The sequence below is a fragment of the Zavarzinia aquatilis genome (assembly GCF_003173035.1).
GTDB lineage: Bacteria > Pseudomonadota > Alphaproteobacteria > Zavarziniales > Zavarziniaceae > Zavarzinia > Zavarzinia aquatilis.
This window is the reverse complement of the sequence record NZ_QGLE01000011.1, coordinates 89,000-106,796: the sequence shown is the minus strand read 5'-3', so window position 1 is coordinate 106,796 and position 17,797 is coordinate 89,000. Positions and strand designations below refer to the sequence as shown.

17 protein-coding genes are annotated in these 17,797 nt (G+C 67.1%); 10 read left to right on the top strand and 7 right to left on the bottom strand.

The window, feature by feature from the left end:
* The first annotated feature begins 25 nt into the window (after nt 1–25).
* From DKG74_RS17005 to DKG74_RS16960, 10 genes are all read left to right on the top strand, one after another.
* Entirely contained in the window at nt 26–1,006 is a 981-nt protein-coding gene (locus DKG74_RS17005; RefSeq protein ID WP_165837732.1) for a GlxA family transcriptional regulator, read from the top strand.
* Nucleotides 1,007–1,161: 155 nt separating this feature from the next.
* Nucleotides 1,162–2,232: an extracellular solute-binding protein gene (locus DKG74_RS17000; protein WP_165837731.1), complete on the top strand. Its 1,071-nt coding sequence runs from the start codon at nt 1,162–1,164 to the stop codon at nt 2,230–2,232.
* Between the two features lie 29 nt (nt 2,233–2,261).
* Nucleotides 2,262–3,347, top strand: coding sequence for an ABC transporter ATP-binding protein (locus tag DKG74_RS16995; RefSeq protein WP_109907371.1), 1,086 nt, complete (start codon nt 2,262–2,264; stop codon nt 3,345–3,347).
* A gap of 103 nt (nt 3,348–3,450) precedes the next feature.
* Nucleotides 3,451–4,287: an ABC transporter permease gene (locus DKG74_RS16990; RefSeq protein ID WP_165837730.1), complete on the top strand. Its 837-nt coding sequence runs from the start codon at nt 3,451–3,453 to the stop codon at nt 4,285–4,287.
* A gap of 10 nt (nt 4,288–4,297) precedes the next feature.
* Entirely contained in the window at nt 4,298–5,089 is a 792-nt protein-coding gene (locus DKG74_RS16985; RefSeq protein ID WP_109907369.1) for an ABC transporter permease, read from the top strand.
* Between the two features lie 23 nt (nt 5,090–5,112).
* A complete protein-coding gene (locus DKG74_RS16980) occupies nt 5,113–6,033 on the top strand; it encodes a phytanoyl-CoA dioxygenase family protein (RefSeq protein WP_109907368.1) in 921 nt (306 codons plus the stop codon).
* A gap of 28 nt (nt 6,034–6,061) precedes the next feature.
* Complete coding sequence (locus tag DKG74_RS16975; RefSeq protein WP_109907367.1) at nt 6,062–7,030, top strand: thiamine pyrophosphate-dependent dehydrogenase E1 component subunit alpha; 969 nt, start codon at nt 6,062–6,064, stop codon at nt 7,028–7,030.
* 27 nt (nt 7,031–7,057) lie between these two features.
* Nucleotides 7,058–8,080, top strand: coding sequence for an alpha-ketoacid dehydrogenase subunit beta (locus DKG74_RS16970; RefSeq protein WP_109907366.1), 1,023 nt, complete (start codon nt 7,058–7,060; stop codon nt 8,078–8,080).
* Nucleotides 8,077–9,165, top strand: a complete 1,089-nt coding sequence (locus DKG74_RS16965) for an acetoin dehydrogenase dihydrolipoyllysine-residue acetyltransferase subunit (protein WP_109907365.1) — start codon at nt 8,077–8,079, stop codon at nt 9,163–9,165. The genes DKG74_RS16970 and DKG74_RS16965 overlap by 4 nt, the downstream gene beginning before the upstream one ends.
* Before the next feature lie 15 nt (nt 9,166–9,180).
* Entirely contained in the window at nt 9,181–10,608 is a 1,428-nt protein-coding gene (locus DKG74_RS16960; RefSeq protein WP_109906327.1) for an aldehyde dehydrogenase family protein, read from the top strand.
* Between the two features lie 58 nt (nt 10,609–10,666).
* Here DKG74_RS16960 and DKG74_RS16955 read toward each other — a convergent pair whose 3' ends face one another.
* The 7 genes from DKG74_RS16955 to DKG74_RS16925 form a co-directional block, all read right to left on the bottom strand.
* Complete coding sequence (locus DKG74_RS16955; protein ID WP_109907364.1) at nt 10,667–11,071, bottom strand: RidA family protein; 405 nt, start codon at nt 11,069–11,071, stop codon at nt 10,667–10,669.
* On the bottom strand, nt 11,068–12,465 hold the full coding sequence (locus DKG74_RS16950; RefSeq protein ID WP_109907363.1) for an FAD/NAD(P)-binding protein: 1,398 nt from the start codon (nt 12,463–12,465) through the stop codon (nt 11,068–11,070). Before DKG74_RS16950 ends, DKG74_RS16955 begins: the two co-directional genes overlap by 4 nt.
* Entirely contained in the window at nt 12,465–13,280 is an 816-nt protein-coding gene (locus DKG74_RS16945; RefSeq protein WP_109907362.1) for an ABC transporter ATP-binding protein, read from the bottom strand. The genes DKG74_RS16950 and DKG74_RS16945 overlap by 1 nt, the downstream gene beginning before the upstream one ends.
* Nucleotides 13,277–14,125 carry an ABC transporter permease gene (locus DKG74_RS16940; RefSeq protein WP_109907361.1) on the bottom strand — a complete coding sequence of 283 codons (849 nt, stop codon included), beginning with the start codon at nt 14,123–14,125 and terminating at the stop codon, nt 13,277–13,279. Before DKG74_RS16940 ends, DKG74_RS16945 begins: the two co-directional genes overlap by 4 nt.
* Nucleotides 14,112–15,320, bottom strand: coding sequence for an oxamate carbamoyltransferase subunit AllG family protein (locus DKG74_RS16935; RefSeq protein ID WP_207779393.1), 1,209 nt, complete (start codon nt 15,318–15,320; stop codon nt 14,112–14,114). The genes DKG74_RS16940 and DKG74_RS16935 overlap by 14 nt, the downstream gene beginning before the upstream one ends.
* Nucleotides 15,317–16,573 (bottom strand): NAD(P)/FAD-dependent oxidoreductase, encoded by a 1,257-nt coding sequence (locus DKG74_RS16930; protein WP_109907359.1) that lies wholly within the window; start codon nt 16,571–16,573, stop codon nt 15,317–15,319. Before DKG74_RS16930 ends, DKG74_RS16935 begins: the two co-directional genes overlap by 4 nt.
* Before the next feature lie 74 nt (nt 16,574–16,647).
* Nucleotides 16,648–17,721 carry an ABC transporter substrate-binding protein gene (locus DKG74_RS16925; RefSeq protein WP_109907358.1) on the bottom strand — a complete coding sequence of 358 codons (1,074 nt, stop codon included), beginning with the start codon at nt 17,719–17,721 and terminating at the stop codon, nt 16,648–16,650.
* Nucleotides 17,722–17,797 lie beyond the last annotated feature (76 nt).

The following is a 17,797-nucleotide window of genomic DNA, read 5'->3' as shown; positions in this document are numbered from 1 at the left end:
TCCCGCTCCCCTGTCCCGCCCGGACATGAGCACCGGCATTTGCCTTCTCGTCGTCCCGCCGGCGACGGACCTCGACGTCGCCCTGGTGCTCGATACCATCCGCATGGCGAATCTGTTCTCGGGGACCGAGCGGTTCGCCCTGAAGGTCGCGACGCTCAACGGGCTTCCGGTCTCGTTCACCAACGGTCGCAACATCGAGCCGACGACGCCGGCCGCCGATCTCGATACCGATATCCTGTTCGTCGTTCTCAATCTCCAGCCGGTTCCGGCGGTCGAGGAAGACCTCGTCCGCGTCGTGCGCCAGACCCTGCGGCGCAAGGCGCTGGTCGTCGCGGTTGATTATGCTCCGGTTGTGCTGGCGCGGGCCGGCCTGCTGAACGGGCGGCGCGCGACCTGTCACTTCGACGTGCTCGAACCCGCGCGCGAGGCCTATCCGGAAGTCGAATTCGTCGAGGAAATCTTCGTCCGTGACGGTCGTTTCCTGACCTGCGCCGGCCATCTGGCGATCACCGACATGCTGCTCGAGATCATCGAGGAAACGGACGGCGAACGCCTGTCCGCCATGTTGACGGAAGAACTGCTGACCCCCTATCGCCGGGTCGGCGCCACGGCTCAGCGCCGCTTCGACCGGGAGGATGCGCACCACCAGGACCAGCGCATCGAAGCCGCGATCCGCCTGATGCGCCTCAACATCGAATTGCCTCTGGCACTGACCGAAATCGCTTCCGCCGTCGGTCTGTCACTACGACAGTTACAGCATCTGTGGCGGCGTTATCACGCGGGGACGCCACAGGCCTATTACATGCATCTTCGGATAGAACACGCGAAGTCTCTTCTCCTGTTCAGCGACATGCCGGTGCAGGAAATCGCGCTCGCCTGCGGCTTCTCCTCGGGTGCGGTGTTCGCCCGCGCCTTTCGCGCCGTCACCGGGATGCCGGCCCGGCGTTTCCGGCTGCGCTTCCACAACAGCCTCTCGCCCCTCAGCCCCATGCGCGAGAAAGCGTAGAACGTCGCATTTGATCAATAACGCCGCGCCAATCGCAAAATAATTCTCCCCTTTCCTTGTGTAGGCTTTTCCTCGTGAGACCGCCGTCGGGCGGCATCATGACCAATCCTGGGAGACTAGCCGGCATGTTCGCCGGGGCGAAATTGGGGGTTCAGATGCGTAATCCTGTTCGGCTCAACATCCTCACCATCGCTCTCGTAGCCTCCGCTTCCTTTCCCGTGGCAGAGGCTTTCGCCGACGGCGAACTGAACCTTCTGACCTGGGAAGGCTATGCCGACGATGCCTTCGTGAAGCCCTTCACGGAAAAGACCGGCTGCGCCGTCAATCCGACTTATGTCAGCTCGAACGACGAGATGGTCTCGAAGGCGATCAGCGCCGGCTCGGCGACCATCGACCTCGTTTCGCCGTCGAACGACGCGACCCTGGTCCTGATCGACGCCGGTGCGGTCGAGGCGCTGGATATCTCCAAGCTGCCGCATCTGAAGGATTATTATCCCGCCTTCCAGAAGCCCGCCTGGCTGACCAAGGGCGACGATCTCTATGGCGTGCCCTATGGCTTCGGCTATATCCGCGTCGCCCTGAAAGAGGGTGCGGTTCCCGGCGCCGACAGCGTGAAGGCCCTGTGGGATCCCGCGCTGAAGGGCAAGATCGCGATCTGGGACAATCTCGAGAGCCTCTATCTCGCCGCCCGCTATGTCGGCGTGAAGGACGTCTACAACATGACGGACGAGGAACTCGACGCCTCCATGAAGGCGCTGATCGCGCTGAAGCCCAATATCGTGAAGTTCTGGGCCAGCGACGCGGAATTCACCGAACTCTATGCCTCGGGCGGCATTCTCGGCGGCAACACGACCGAACTCGCCCTCAGCAAGATCTGGGGCGAAGGCCATGGCGACCTGGTCGATATCGAGACCAAGGAAAAGCGCGGTGGCTGGTCCGACAGCTGGATGGTCGTCAAGGGCGCGGGCGAGAATCCCTGCACCTACGCCTGGCTGGACTGGGTCTCCTCGGCGGAATCCCAGGCCATCGCCTCCAAGGTGACGGGCTATGCCTATTCCAACGCCAAGGCTTTCGACCTGCTTGACGATGCCACCAAGGCGCTGCTGACCAAACTGAAGACCAACGATCCCAAAGTCCTGAACGAGGTCGACTGGTGGCAGCCGGTGGCCCGGCGCAGCAAGTATCTCGAAGTCTTCAACCAGGCCAAGGCGGCTTCCGCACCCTGATAGCTGTCGACGATACGGTGGAGGTGAGTATGAGTTACGCCATCCGCCTCATCGACCTGGAAAAGCATTTCCATGGCGAGAGGAGTGTCTTCAAGGCCGTCGATCGCCTCAGCATGGATATCCGCAGCGGGGAGTTCGTCTCCCTGCTCGGCTCCAGCGGCTGCGGCAAGACGACGACCCTGCGCATGATCGCCGGGCTGGAAATGCCCAGCGGCGGGCAGATCCTGGTCAACGGCGTCGATGTCACCGACTGGCCGGCATCGAAGCGCGACATGCGCATGATGTTCCAGGACCTTGCCCTCTTCCCCCATATGACGGTGGCGGAGAATGTCGCCTTCGGCCTGACCCTGCGCAGCTCGAAGCCGCGCCTGTCGCGGTCGGAGGTCGCGAAGCGGGTGGCGGATTATCTCGACCTCGCCCATCTGGGCGATTTCGCCGGGCGTCTGCCTCACCAGCTCTCGGGCGGGCAGCGCCAGCGTGTCGCCCTCGTCCGGGCGCTGGCCACCGAGCCGTCGATCGTGCTCTTCGACGAACCGCTCGGCGCGCTCGACGCCGGTCTGCGGCGGGCGATGCAGCTCGAGTTGAAGCGTATCCACGCCGCGCTGGGCAAGACCTTCGTCTTCGTGACCCACGATCAGGAAGAGGCGCTGTCCATGAGTGACCGCATCGCGGTCATGCATGGCGGCAACATCCTGCAATACGATACGCCCGAGGCGATCTACGACCGGCCCAGCTGCCGCTATGTCGCGCAGTTCATGGGCGCCGCCAATCTGCTCGACGCTTCCGTCGAGCGGCTCGAGGGCGGCGAGGGCATGTTGCGCCTCGACGGGCTGGGCACGGTCATCGCGGCGGTGCCGGCCGGTGTTGGCGTCGGCCAGAAGGTCACCGTCATGTTCCGCGCCGACCGCGCGATCTTCGAGGGCGAGAGCCTGAACTGGATCGACGGCGAACACCGCGAGAGTGTCTTCCTCGGCAATCGCATCGAGCATGTCGTTGGCCTTGCCGATGGCAGAGAGGTGACGGTCGAGGCCCGCATCGGCCAGCCCGGCATCGTGCCCGGCGCCGCCCTGCGGTTCGGCGTGCGGCCGGCCGATTTCCGCGTGCTGGTGCAATGACATGGCGCGCCCGATTTCGCAAGGCGCCCCCGAAGGCGCCGGTGTCGTAATGAACAAGGTTACGAGCCGTCCATTGTCCGCCAGGGCGCTGGAGCGCCGGCACATGGCCATCTGGCTGTTGCCGCCCCTGCTCTGGTTCGTGCTGTTCATGCTCGTGCCCTATGCCATCACGGTCTTCTACAGCTTCGGCCGGATGGACGGCGTGCTGTTCGCGCCGGATTTCTCGCTCGAGAATTATCGCAAGGTGTTCTTCGACGCGCCTTACGCGCCGATCATCCTGCGCTCGGCCTGGATCGGCCTGCTGACGGCGATCTTTTCGTCGCTTCTCGCCTATCCGGTCGCCATGGCCATGGCCTTCAACCTGCCGAGCGAGCGGGCGCGCCAGATCGTCTATATCCTGGTGATCCTGCCCTGGTGGGCCAGCTATCTGGTCAAGGCCTATGCCTGGAAGGCGATCCTCGGCCCGTCGGGCCTGATCAACAAGGGCCTGATGTCCGCGGGCCTCATCGACGAGCCCATCCGCATCTTCCTCTATAATGATTTCAGCGTCGTGCTCACGCTGACCTATATCTTCACGCCCTTCGCCGTGCTTTCGATCTATGCCCAGCTCGAGCGTATCCCGGGCAGCCTGATCGAGGCGGCGCGCGACATGGGGGCGAACGGCTTCGAGATTTTCCGCCGGATCGTCCTGCCGATCAGCGTGCCCGGGGTGCTGGCCGGCGCGGTCATCACCTTCTCGCTCGGCTTTGGCGATTTCCTCGCGCCCGCGCTGCTCGGCGGCTCGGACTCGCTGATGATTTCCAGCGTGGTGATCAGCCTGCTCGGCGTCGCCAACGACCGGCCGCTGGCCGCCGCCATCGGCGTCACCATCATCGTGCTCGCGGCTCTGCTCATCTCCGCCGTCAACCGGCTGGAGAAGCGGACCCAGGTCCGGCTCTAGGAGGGCGATCATGAAATCCGTGGCCCCCACGCCCGTCATCTGGTCGCTCGCCGGCGGCGTGATGCTGTTCCTCTATCTGCCGATCCTCTTGATCGTCGTGCTGTCGTTCAATTCCAGTCCGCGGGTCGGCCTGCCGTTCCAGGGCTTCACCTTCGACTGGTACACGGCGCTGCTTGACAATCGCCAGATGATGAAGGCGATCTGGAACAGCGTCTATGTCGCCTTCGGCACTGTCGCCATCGGCGTGCCGCTTGGCGTCATGGGGGCGATCGCGCTCGATCGCTTCCATTTTCCGGGCAAGGAGACGTTCCGCCGCCTCGTCCTGTTGCCCGTCGTGCTGCCGGGTGTGATCACTGGCGTATCCTTGCTCAACTTCTATGTCTGGGGCGGGGTCAAGCTCTCGCTCTTCACCATCATGATGGGGCAGGGCACCGCCCTCATCTGCATCACGGTGACGGAAGTCTTCGCACGCCTGCAGCAGCTCGGCCGTTCCCAATACGAGGCGGCGCACGACCTCGGCGCCAACGAGTGGGAAATCTTCTGGCGCGTCACCATGCCCAACATCAGGACGGCGCTGATCGGCTCGACCATGATCGTGCTCTCGCTCTCGCTCGACGAGATCGCGGTCACCTATCTGCTCACGGGACGCGACAACACCCTGCCCATGGTCCTGTGGTCGATCCTGCGCCGCGAGGCGACCCCGCTCGTCAATGTCGCGGGTACCGTCATGATCCTGCTCACCCTCGTTCTCGTCACCATCGGGCTGCGGCTGTCTCGCGGTCGCCAGCCCGGTTCCCACTGACCCCGTTTCCGGAGAAAATCGCCATGAATGCACAGCAGATGATGAAAGCCGAGCCGCTCGCGAAGCCGTCCCTGGTCACGCTGCCGGCCGATTCCGGGATCGACGCCATTCTCGAAGTTCTGTTCCGCGATGGCGCCCTGATCATCAAGGATCTCGCGACCAAAGAGGAAGTCGACGCGGTCAATCGCGAACTCGGCCCCTGGCTCGACCGCACGCCTTTCGGCGGCGGCGACTTCGTCGGTCACAGCACGAAGCGTTGCTGCGGCCTCCTTGGCAAATCGGCGGCGGTCGGCGAACTGGCGACCAAGCCACTGGTGATGGAAATCTGTGACAAGGTTCTGCTGCCCCAGTGCACCCGCTATCGGATTTCGGTCACCCAGGCGATCAGCATCCATGCGAACGAGACGGCACAGCACATGCACCGCGACGACGCGCTGTGGCCGTTCCAGCACCCGGTACAGAACCATCGCCTGATCCACAGCATCTGGGCGCTGACCGATTTCACCGCCAGCAATGGCGCGACCCGCGTCGCCCCCGGCAGTCATCTGTGGGGCGAAGGGCGGGAGCCGGTCGACGGTGAATGGTGCCAGGCGGAAATGTCCAGGGGCTCCCTCCTCGTCTATTTCGCCGACACCTTCCATGGCGGCGGCGCCAATACGACGGGTGAAGTGCGCACGGGCATGATCCTTGGCTATATCGTCGGCTGGTTGCGCCAGGAGGAAGAGCAGTTCCTCGCCGTGCCGCCCGCGGTCGCCAAGACCCTGCCGCGCAAGATCCAGGATCTTCTCGGTTACAAGACGCACGAACCCTATCTCGGCTGGGTCGACCAGAACGATTGCCGCGTGGTGCTGACCGACATTCCCGAGGACGAGCGCGGCGCCGCCGATCTGTCCGAGGAAAACGATGGCGAGCTTCAGCCCGGCACCTGGAGCGTCCTCATCTGAATTCCCCGTCGCGACAAGGAAGACCAACATGCAGCTCAGTCGTGAGGACCTGCTCCTCGCTTACCGGCGGATGCGCCGTATCCGCGATTTCGAGGACAGGGTCCACGTCGAATTCGCGACCGGTGAATTGCCGGGTTTCGTTCATCTCTATGCCGGCGAGGAAGCAAGCGCCGTCGGCGTCTGCATGAACCTGACCGACGAGGACATGATCGCCAGCACCCATCGCGGTCACGGCCATTGTCTCGCCAAGGATACCGACGCCACCGGCATGATGCTGGAACTCTATGGCCGCAAGGACGGTATCTGTGGCGGCAAGGGCGGCTCGATGCATATCGCCGATCTGTCCAAGGGCATGATGGGGGCGAATGGTATCGTCGGTGGCGGTCCGCCGCTGATCTGCGGCGCGGCGCTGACGGCGAAGACCCTCGGCACCGGCAATGTCGCGGTCGCCTTCACGGGGGACGGCGGCTCGAACCAGGGCACCACCTTCGAAGCCCTGAATTTCGCGGCCGTCCTGAAACTGCCGGCGATCTTCGTGTTCGAGAACAACGGCTATGCCGAGACGACGGCCAGTCAATGGTCGGTCGCCTGCAAGGACATCGTGAACCGCGCCGCCGCCTTCGGGATGCCCGGCGTCTCGGTCGACGGTACCGATTTCTTCGCCGTCTGGTCGGCCGCGCGCGAAGCGGTGGAACGGGCACGGGGCGGCGGCGGCCCGACCCTGATGGAGGTGAAGGTGCCGCGCTTCTACGGCCATTTCGAGGGTGACGCCGAAACCTATCGCGCCGACGGCGAGGTGGCGGCGCTGAAGCGCGACCATGATTGCCTGAAGATTTTCCGCGGCCGCGTGACCGAGGCCGGTCTTCTGTCGAATGCCGATCTCGACACCGTCGATGCCGAGGTCGCGGCCGAGATCGAGGCCGCGGTCGCTCTCGCCAAGGTAAGCCCGCTGCCCGGGCCGGAAGACCTCGTGACCGACGTCTACGTCCGCTATTGAGCCGCAATCCGACATTCAGGGGCCGACATGCCGAAGAAGACATTCAAACAGGCGCTGAACGAGGCGCATTTCCATGAGATGCGGCGCGATCCCCGCGTCATCGTGATGGGCGAGGATATTTCGGGCGGTATTGGCGCCTCGGGCGAGATGGACGCCTGGGGGGGCTCGGAAGGCGTGACCAAGGGGCTTTATCCCGAATTCGGTCCGTCACGGGTGGTCGACACGCCCTTGAGCGAAAGCGCGATCATCGGCGCCGCCGTGGGGGCTGCCACCACGGGCCTGCGCCCGGTCGCCGATCTGATGTTCGCCGATTTCCTCGGCGTCTGCTTCGACCAGATCTTCAATCAGGCGGCCAAGTTCCGCTACATGTTCGGTGGCAAGGCGGTAACGCCTGTCGTCATCCGCGGCATGATCGGCGCCGGCTTCCGTACCGCCGCCCAGCATTCCCAGTGTCTCTATCCGATCTTCACCCATATCCCCGGGCTGAAGGTCGTGATCCCGTCGAATCCATACGACGCCAAAGGCCTGCTGATCCAGGCGATCCGCGACGACGACCCGGTGATCTTCCTCGAGCACAAGCTGCTCTACGGCGTGACTGGCGAGGTGCCGGACGGTGCCTATACGGTACCCTTCGGCGAGGCCAAGGTCCTGCGCGAGGGCGGTGACGTGACCATCGTCGCGCTCGCCCTCATGGTGCAGGTCGCGCTCGACGCGGCGGAGCTTCTGTCGAAGCGCGGCATCGAGGCGACGGTGATCGACCCGCGCACAACCTCGCCCCTCGACCTCGACACGATCGTCGAAAGCGTCGAGGAGACCGGTCACCTCGTGATCGTCGACGAGTCGAGCCCGCGCTGCAATATCGCGACCGATATCGCAGCCCAGGTGGCCGATGTCGCCTTCCACGCTCTCAAGGGGCCGATCAAGATGGTGACGCCGCCCCATACGCCGGTGCCCTTCTCGCCCTCGCTCGAAGACCTCTATCTGCCTTCGGCCGAGCGGGTGGCGGCGGCGGTCGAAGCTTCTCTCCGGACCCGCAAGGGAGCCGCATGATGGACGCCATTCACGCCATCACCATGCCGAAATGGGGCATGTCCATGACCGAAGGCCGCCTCTCGGGCTGGCTGGTGCGCCCCGGCCAGAGCATCGCGCCGGGCATGGAAATCCTGGAAATCGAGACCGACAAGATCACCAATGTCCTCGAGGCGCGCGACGGCGGCATCCTGCGCCGCCGGGTGATCGAGGAGGGCCAGACCGTGCCCGTGGGTGCGCTGCTCGGTGTCGTCGCCGACGCGGGTGTCGCCGATGAGGCGATCGACGCCTTCGTCGCCGAGCGGCAGCTGGCCGCCGGGGCGGAGGGTGGCGACGATGCGCCCGCGCCCCGCGTGATCGACGTCGGCGGCCGGGCGATCCGCGTCCTCGACCTCGGGGAGCCGCGGAGCGAGGCTTTCGTGTTGATCCATGGCTTCGGCGGCGACCTGAACAACTGGCTCTTCAACATGCCGGCGCTGGCCGAAGACAGCCGGGCCATCGCCCTCGACCTGCCGGGTCACGGCGAGTCGACCAAGGACGTGGGGACCGGCGACGTCTCGGTGCTGGTCGATGCCGTGGTCGATCTGATCGCCCAGCTCGGGCTCGAGAAGGTCCATCTGGTCGGCCACTCCATGGGCGGCCTCGTCGCCATGCTCGTCGCGGATCGCCTTGGATCGCGCCTCGGCTCGCTCGCCCTGATCGCGCCGGCCGGCCTGTCCTCGGCGGTGAACGATGCCTATGCGGGCGGTTTCATCGCGGCGGAGAAGCGCAAGGATCTTAAGCCCTGGGTCGAGATGCTGTTCGCCGATCCCGCGCTCGTCACCCGCGACATGATCGAGGGGCTGCTGAACTACAAGCGGCTGGACGGTGTCGGCGAGGCGCTCGCGCTCCTGCAGGCGCGGACGCTGGCCGGGGCAGCGGCGGAATCGGTGCTCGCTGGGCTCGACGCGCCGACCGTCGTCCTCTGGGGCGAGCAGGACCGGATCATCGCGCCGCCCGCCTCCGCGCCCAAGCCGCTGACCATCCTGCCGGGCCGGGGGCACATGCTGCATATGGAAGCCGCGAGCGACGTCACCCGGGCGATCCGTGCTGTCGCCGGTCTCTGAGACGAGGGATCACGCATGTCCAATCATCTGAAATTCTATATTGACGGGGCCTTTGTCGATCCGCTGGTGCCGGCGACGCTCGACGTGATCAATCCGGCGACGGAGGAGGCCTATACGAAGATTTCGGTCGGCACCGCCGCCGATGTCGACCGGGCCGTTTCCGTCGCGCGCGCGGCCTTTCCCGCCTTCGCGAAGACGCCGAAGGCGGAACGCCTGGCGATGCTGAAGCGCATCCTCGAGATCTACAACGAGCGTTACGAGGATATCGCCCGCGCGGTCTCCGAGGAGATGGGCGCGCCGCTGTCCTTCGCCCGCGCGGCGCAGGCCTGGGCCGGTCAGGTCCATATGGAAGCCACCATCAAGGCGATGGAGGAATTCACCTTCGAATATCCCCGGGGTTCCACCCGCATCGTGATGGAGCCGATCGGCGTCGTCGGCCTGATCACGCCGTGGAACTGGCCGCTGAACCAGATCGTGTGCAAGGTCGCGCCGGCCATCGCCACGGGCTGCACCATGGTGCTGAAGCCGTCGGAGATCGCGCCGATTTCGGGCATCGTCTTCGCCGAGATCATGCACGCGGCGGGCATCCCCAAGGGCGTGTTCAACCTCGTCAACGGCACCGGGCCGGATGTCGGCCAGGTCATGGCCTCGCACCCGGGGATCGACATGGTCTCCTTCACCGGCTCGACAAGGGCGGGCATCATCGTCGCCAAGTCGGCAGCGGACACGGTGAAGCGCGTGGCGCAGGAGCTGGGCGGCAAGTCGGCCAACATCATCCTGCCGGACGCCGACCTCGAGGCGGCGGTGACGGCGGGCGTGGGTGGCTGTTTCGGCAATTCGGGCCAGTCGTGCGACGCGCCGACCCGCATGTTCGTGCCGGCCGAGCGCCACGCCGAGGCGCTGGAGATCGCCAGGGCGGCGGCCGAGACCCACAAGGTCGGCGATCCGCTGGCGGAAGACACGGTGCTGGGGCCCCTGGTCTCGCAGCTGCAGTTCGACAAGGTGCAGCGCCTGATCAAATCCGGCATCGACGAGGGCGCGACTCTGGTCACCGGCGGCCTCGGCCGGCCGGACGGTCTCAACCGCGGCTACTATGTGAAGCCGACGGTGTTCGGCAATGTGCAGCACGAGATGACCATCTCGCGCGAGGAAATCTTCGGCCCGGTGCTGTCGATCCTGCCCTATGCCAGCGAGGCCGAGGCGATCGAGAAGGCGAATGACACGGTCTACGGTCTTGCCGCCTATATCGCCTCGACCGATCTCGACCACGCCCGCGCCGTCGCGCGCGAGCTGCGGGCGGGCACGGTGAACATCAACTACCCCGACTGGGACACCCACGCGCCCTTCGGCGGTTACAAGCAGTCGGGCAACGGCCGCGAATACGCCGACTGGGGCATCCACGACTTCCTCGAGATCAAGGGCATCGTCGGCTACGGCGACTGAGCCGGGTCGGTGCGACAAATGCCGTCCCCCGGCACCTGTCCGGGGGACGGGATCGTGTTCAGGCCTGTTCCCTGAACAGCACCATGTCGATTTCGACGAGGGCGCCGCGGCCCAGCTTCGCGACGCCGACGGTGGTGCGGCCGGGCATGGTCGCATCGTCATCGTAGTAACGGTGGAAGACACTGTTCATGCCGACGTAATCGCGGTCGAAATCGGCGAGGAAGATGCGCACGAAGACCGTGTCCGTGAGATCGTAACCCGCCGCCGCCACGATGCGCCGGATGTTCAGCATCGACAGCTCGGTCTGTGTCTCGATGTCAGGGGGCAGGGGGGCGGCGGGATTGGCGGGGTCGATCGGCAACTGTCCGGTGACATGCAGGAAGCCGCCGGCCTTCACCGCGTGGGAATAGCGGGCGGTCTTGGGCGGCGGCGCGGCGTCGGCGACGGTGATGTGCTGTTTCATGTCTTCAACTCGCAGGCATGAGAGGGAATGGCGAGATCGGTGGCGATGCGCGCGGCGATCTCGCGCGCATGATCGGAAGCCTCGGGGACGCCCATGACTTCACCCAGGCGGCCCCGGCCGAGCGGACCAGCGATAAAGAAGCCGGGTTGCGGCCGTCCGGAGCGGTCGAGGACATGGCCATCCGCGCCGATGTCGAGGCCGAGGCGATGGCGGTCAGGCCGGGCGATGCCGGTGGCGAGCAGGCCCTGGAACAGGGGATCGGCGCTGCGGCCGGGGTCGGCGTCGGGCCCGGTGCAATTGACCAGCGCGGCGACGGGCGTTTCCGTCCGTGCGCCGCCGCGCGGTTGCCAGCGGGCGATGAGCTTGCCTTGGCGTGCATCGAAGCCTTCGATCCTGCCGGCGGCGACGCGCAGCCAGCCATCCCGCCGCCCTTCGGCGAGAAGCGCGGCGACCTGCGGTGCGATGCGGTAACGGTGAACATCCCACCAGGCCCTGAGGTGCCGCAGGGCGCGGTCCTGTTCTTCGGCCGGGAGGCCCGGCCACAGGCGGCGCAGGGCGCCCCTGAAGGCGTCGATGGCGGGATGCCAGCCGATGCCCTGTCCCTCGCAGGTCGCGATCAGGCGGCGAAGCGCGCGCAGGGTGCCGGTCGCCGTCGTCGGAAACGGCTCGGGAAAACGGACGTCGGCGCCGAACACGCCATGGCCGCGCGGCAGCAGCGCCCGGCGCGAGACCGCCGTGATCGGCCCCCGGTGACCGCGCCGGCGCAGGCTGACCACCGTGTCCGCCATGGTCAGGCCGGTGCCGACGATGAAGACTCCGGCATCCGGCGCCACATCCGACAGACTGGCGGTCGACCAGGGATCGCGGATCAGCCCCGGGTGCGCGGCGGCCTCGCCCGACAGGGGCCAGCGGAAGGCCGGGGCGGCATGGCTGGCGGTCAGGACGACCACGTCGGCGGCGAGGCACGTGCCATCCTCGAGCGAGATCGTCCAGCCGCGCGTGGCGGGCGTCAGACCGACCGCCCGGCCGCGCCGGTGCGCGAAGGGGCGGCGCGCCGCTTCCCGGGCGAAGAGGTCGGCCATATAGGCGCCAAAGTCGAGCCGGCGGCTGTAGTGGTCGCGGTCGGCGGTCCAGCCTTCGGGATCGGACTCGTCGCGGCCCGTCGCCGCCATCCAGCGGCCGAAGTCGGCCGGCGTCTCGCGGAACACGCTCATGCGGTCGGCGGGGACATTGATGCGATGGTCCGGCCCGGCGAGACCATAGGCGATGCCGGCGCCGAGACTGGCGCCCGGCTCCACCACCGTGACCGTACCGACGAAGGCCGGATCGCGGGCCAGATGGATGGCGAGGGCGGTGCCCGTGAAGCCACCGCCGATGACGACGACCCGGCGCATCAGGACAGCACCCCGAGCCGGGCCAGTTCGTCGGGGCCGAATTCGCCCCGGATCGCCTCGGCCTCGAGATGGGCTTCGAGGCGGCGGCAGATGGCGGCCAGCGCCGGGTCGGCCAGATCGCGCGGGCGGGGCGCGATGACGTCGATCACCTCGGTGACGCGGCCGGGGGAGCCGGACATCAGCACGATGCGGTCGGCCAGCACCAGGGCTTCGGTCAGATCGTGGGTGACCAGCATGACCGTCGCCCCGGAATCGCGCCAGGTCGCCAGCAGATAGGCCTGCATCATCCGCCGCGTCTGGTGGTCGAGGGCACCGAAGGGCTCGTCCATCAGGAGGAGGCGGGGTTTCAGCGCGAAGGCCCGGACGAGGGCGACGCGCTGGCGCATCCCGCCCGACAATTCGGCCGGGACCTTGTCGGCGAAGGCGCCGAGCCCGACATGGCCGAGCAGGCGCAAGGCCTCCCCCCGGGCGTCGCGCCGGGACAGGCCGGTATTCTCCAGCGCGAAGGCGACATTGCCGGCCGCCGTCATCCAGGGGAACAGATTATGCTGCTGGAACAGCAGCGCGGTGCCCTCGGTCGGTCCCTTGACCTCGCAGTCGTGGACGAAGACATAGCCTTCGGTCGGCGGCTCCAGTCCGGCGCTCATGCCAAGCAGCGTGCTCTTGCCGCAGCCGGAGGGCCCGATCAGCACGGTAAAGCTGCCGGGCGCGACCGCGAGGTCGATATCCTCGACGGCGGGGCGGTTGTCGAAGGCCTTGGAGACATGGTCGAAGCGGATGGCCGGGCGGATGCCGGCACCGGTGCGGGCGGTCATGTCCGGCGCTCCCACCACAACACGCGGTGCTGGATCAGCAGCATCACCCGGTCCAGCAGGAAGCCGATCGCGCCGATGGTGATGATGCCGCTCATCACCAGTTTCATGTTGTACATCTGCTGGCCCATCATGATGAGGTAGCCGAGACCGGAATTGATGCCGGCCATCTCGCCCGCCAGCACCGCCATCCACGCGCCGAACAGGCTCATCCGGGTCATGGTCATGATGCCGGGCAGCGCCCCGGGCAACAGCACGCGGAACCAGATGCGGAGCCGCCCGGCGCCTAGGGTGGTCGCGACCTTCACATATTCGCCGGGCACCGCGTCGAAGGCGGCGACGGCGGCGACCGCCATCGAGCCGAAGATCGCCATGAAGACGACGAAGATCGCGGCCGGATCGCCGATGCCGACGATGGCGATGGCGAAGGGAATCCAGGCGACCGGCGAGATCGGCGCGATGGTCTGGACGATGGGCATGAACAGGCGCCGCGCCGGCACGAATTCGACGATCAGCGCCCCGACCAGAACCGCGAGGCCAAGGCCGCAGGACAGGCCGATGGCGATCCGGCCGAGGGTCACCACAACCGCGTCAATGAGGCCGGCCTTCTGCACGCCAAAGCCGACATTGGCCCCGCCCGACAGCAGGAAGGGGATGGTCTCGCTTGGCGGTGGCAGGATGCGGTCGTTCAGGAAGCCCTGGGCCGTGCCCAGCTCCCACAGGCCGATCAGCAGGCCCCAGGCCAACGCGAACCAGAAGACGGTGGTCAGGGCGCGGGGCAGGCGCCGGGGCTTGTCGCGCCTCATCGGGCGGGTTTCCTTTGCTGCGCCGAGATCAAGGCTGGCCATCGGCGCTCTCCAGGGCGGACAGGGCGGCCGCGAAGGCGGCGTGGGGGGCGGATGCAACGCCGATGCCAATCCAGCCCGATTGCCCGTCGCGGTGGGAAATACCGGTATGGATGCGGATGTCGGCGCCCGCCGCCACGACCCGGCCCGCGTCGAGGCCGAGGCCGACGCCCTCGGCCCCGGCCAGCGCGGGGGCGATATGCGGCTGGCGGTCCAGAAAAAGGGCACGCATGGCCCGGCCGGCGGCGCATGACTCGCCCCAGTCGCGTCCCATGGCACGGCCGATTTCGGGCGCGCCATGGGCGATGCAGCCGCCGAGACCGAAAGCCTCCATGATCGCGCTGTCGCCGAGGTCGGCATGGGCATCGGCAAGGGCAAAGCCCGGGAAGAAGCCGCCCACGGGCAGGCTGGCCGGGGCGCGGAACCAGCGCCCGTCCAATCCGGCGACCTGGATCGCGCAATCAATGCCATTCCGCGTGATCGCGGTGACGATGCCGGAGCGGGCGACGCCCCGCGCGCGGTCGAGGCAGAGCTTGGCCGCCGCCATGGCGTAATTCAGGACGTGCTGCGGATGGGTCGCCAGCCAGTCGCGGATCTCGCCGGGCAGGGGCGCCAGGGCGCCGAGAAAGGCGAACATGCCACCGATATTGCGCTGGTGGACGTCGTCGCCGAGTTCGACGCCCCGGGCGATCAGGGGCATGATCTCCAGCCCGCCGGGCGGCAGCGCGGCCTCGATGGCATCGGCGACCGGGCCTTCGACGAAGGCAAGGCCCGCGGCGACATCGGGCCCGTAATGGCCGAAGCGCAGCACACGCCGGCCCTTTTCGGCCAGGGTGGCGAAGGTCGCGGTCCCGCTGGCGGCATCCTCGATCCTGAACAGCCGCTGGCCGGGGCGGACGACGCCGGCCATGGGCGAGACCGTGCCGATCTCGTGATTGGCGCGCAGGCGGATTTCGCCGGCCGCGATCATGGCGGCGGCGGTCTTGCCGTCGCGGGCCCAGCCTTCGTGCACCGCGGCGCCGCACAGCGCGTGGAGCACCGTCGGCGGCGGCGTCTGTCCCGGCTCGAAGGGCGGCCCGGCATGGCCGAGTTCCCCGTCGCGAAGGCCGAGGGCTTCCCGTGCGAGGATGCTGCCGGTCAGGCGCGGCGCCGTGGCGGCGATGCGCGCCACGGCTTCCTCATTCGCCGACACGCTCACGCGCTGGCCGCCAGCGGCAGGCGCTCGCCTTCATAGGGGGCCAGCACGTCGTCGATGGAGGCGCCGGTCACCGCGGCCATGCCCGGGACATGGGGGATGACATCGGTCCAGGGCTTCACCGTGCGGGCCCAGACGTCGACGATGGCGCGGGCGAGGCGGGGATCGCGGATATAGGCGTCCATGACCTGCCTCATGCTGTCGTCGCCCGGCGGCTCCGCCAGATGCTTGCAGAAGGCGTAGAATTCACGGGAATCCGCTTCGCGCCAGGCCGGATAGGCGGCGCGCCAGCTGCCGTCCGCGATCATGCCGGCCAGCACTTCGGCGGCATGGAAGGCATCGCCGATGCCCTGCGCGCCGGCCGGATGCTTGAAATGGGCGGCGTCGCCGACCAGCGCCCAGCCCGGCCCGGTATGGTCACGGTAATAGCCTTCCAGCCGGGGCGAGCCCATCACCTTGCTGACCTTGGTCGCGCCTTCCAGCCGTGCCCGGAGCGCGGGAATGGAACGGATACGGTTCAGGTAATAGTCTTCCCAATCCCTGATCTCGGCCCGCGCGGTCAGCGGCCCGTTCATGGTGATGACGTGATGGCCGTCGTCTGCCGGGAAATGGGCGCAGACCCAGGGCGGCTCGAAGAAGAAATCCTGGGTGTTACGGGTCTTGACCCCGGTCCAATAGGCGAAATAGAGCATGGTCTCGGTCGGCATCACCCGTTTGCGGGCGGCGCCGACGAGGCGGGCGACGGTCGAATTCACGCCGTCGGCGCCGATGACGATGGGCGCGGCGAACGTCACCGGTCCGTTCTCGCCAAGGGCGGTGACGCCGCGCACCGGATCGTCCTCGGTGCCTGCGCCGACGAGGCCGGTCACGGTCATGCCCTCGATCACCTCGGCGCCGGCCTTGCGCGCGCCTTCGACCAGGATGCCGTCGAGGGTGATGCGACGGACGCAGATCGCCCAGTCCCGCCCTTCGACCGGCGTGTGAGGGGCGACGAACATGCGACCTTCATGGTGCCACGAGGTATAGAGTGGTGGCGGCTCGTGCGCCATCACGGCATCGAGCACGCCCATGTGGTCGAGCCGGGCGATCGTGTTCGGATAGATGACGTGGGTCGAGAGGATGTCCGACGGAAAGCTGGCGCGGTCGAGCGCGACGACCTTCAATCCCGCGCGGGCGAGATGGATGGCAAGGGCACTGCCGGCGGCACGCGCGCCGACGATCACGGCATCGTAAGGCCGCACCTCGGATTCGGTCATTCTCTGTCTACTCCAGTCGTCAATCGTGCAGGGCGGGGTGGGGGACATGGCCGGTTAGACCATGCCCCCGCCGGTCAGGCCGCGCCGGGCTGATACTTCAGGTCCAGCACCTGATCGGCGATGTTGTCCTTGAAGTAACCGAGCTCGATCAGATACTTGACGCCGCCGCGGATGCCCGAGGCGCCGGCCGCATTGATGATCGGATCGGGCGACTGACGCTTGAGGGCGATGGCCAGGATTTCGCGCGGCGCGCCGTAAATCGGCTGCAGCGTGTCGAGCGCGGCCTCGAAATCGTCGTAGAAAGCCTTGGCCGCATCCTGCAGCACGGCCATATAGGCGGTCAGCAGGGCGTGGTCGGTTTCGATCGTCTTGGTCAGGGTGGTGATCACGCAGTCCGGCGCCTCAGGGCCCCAGACATCGTTGGAATTGGCGAGATAGATGCCATCGGCCTGCCGCACCACGCTTTCGGCATAGGGCTGGGCCAGGGTGCAGACATCGACCGCGCCATTCGCCAGGGCTTCGCCCATGCCGACCATCGAGGGGAAGAAGGTCATCTCGTAGTCTTTATACGACTTGCCGTATTGCGACATGGTGCCGTAACCGACCAGTTCCAGCGTGTCGAGCCGCAGGGTGCCGACGCGAAGACCCTTGCCCGCCGCCTCGATGAACTCCTTCACGTTTCGGACCGAGCCCTTGCGCGCGACGAGTTCGATGCCGGCAAGGCCCGAACCGCCGACGATGCGCAGATCCCTGGTGCCCTCGCCATAGGCCGCCATGGTGGTGGTCCAGGGATTGTGCATGGCGCTGATGCCGCCGGCGATCAGCGCCTGGAGATTATCGGCCGGGCCATTGAACTGGGTGAGTTCCACGTTGAGGCCCGCCTTCTCGAACAGGCCGCGCGCCTTGGCGAGCAGCAGATGCGAGACGCAGCCCGCCGGCAGATGGCCGATCTTCAGCAGCTTGCCGCCGGCCGCCGCCTCGGCCTTCGTGGCCCGGGCGAGCAGGGCGGACCCCGCCGCGCTGACCGACAGAAGCGCGCAGCCGCAGGCGGCGAAGAAGCCGCGGCGCGACAGGCCTTCCTCGCGGCTGACCTCGGTGCAGACCGGGCTGTGGTTGATGCCCTGCCGCGGGGGACGAATATCGCTCATGCCACTGTTCCCTTCCGTCACTAAGCCTGACTGGTGTCGGGCGATGCCTGCCCCGGCATCGGCCCGGGCAGCGATC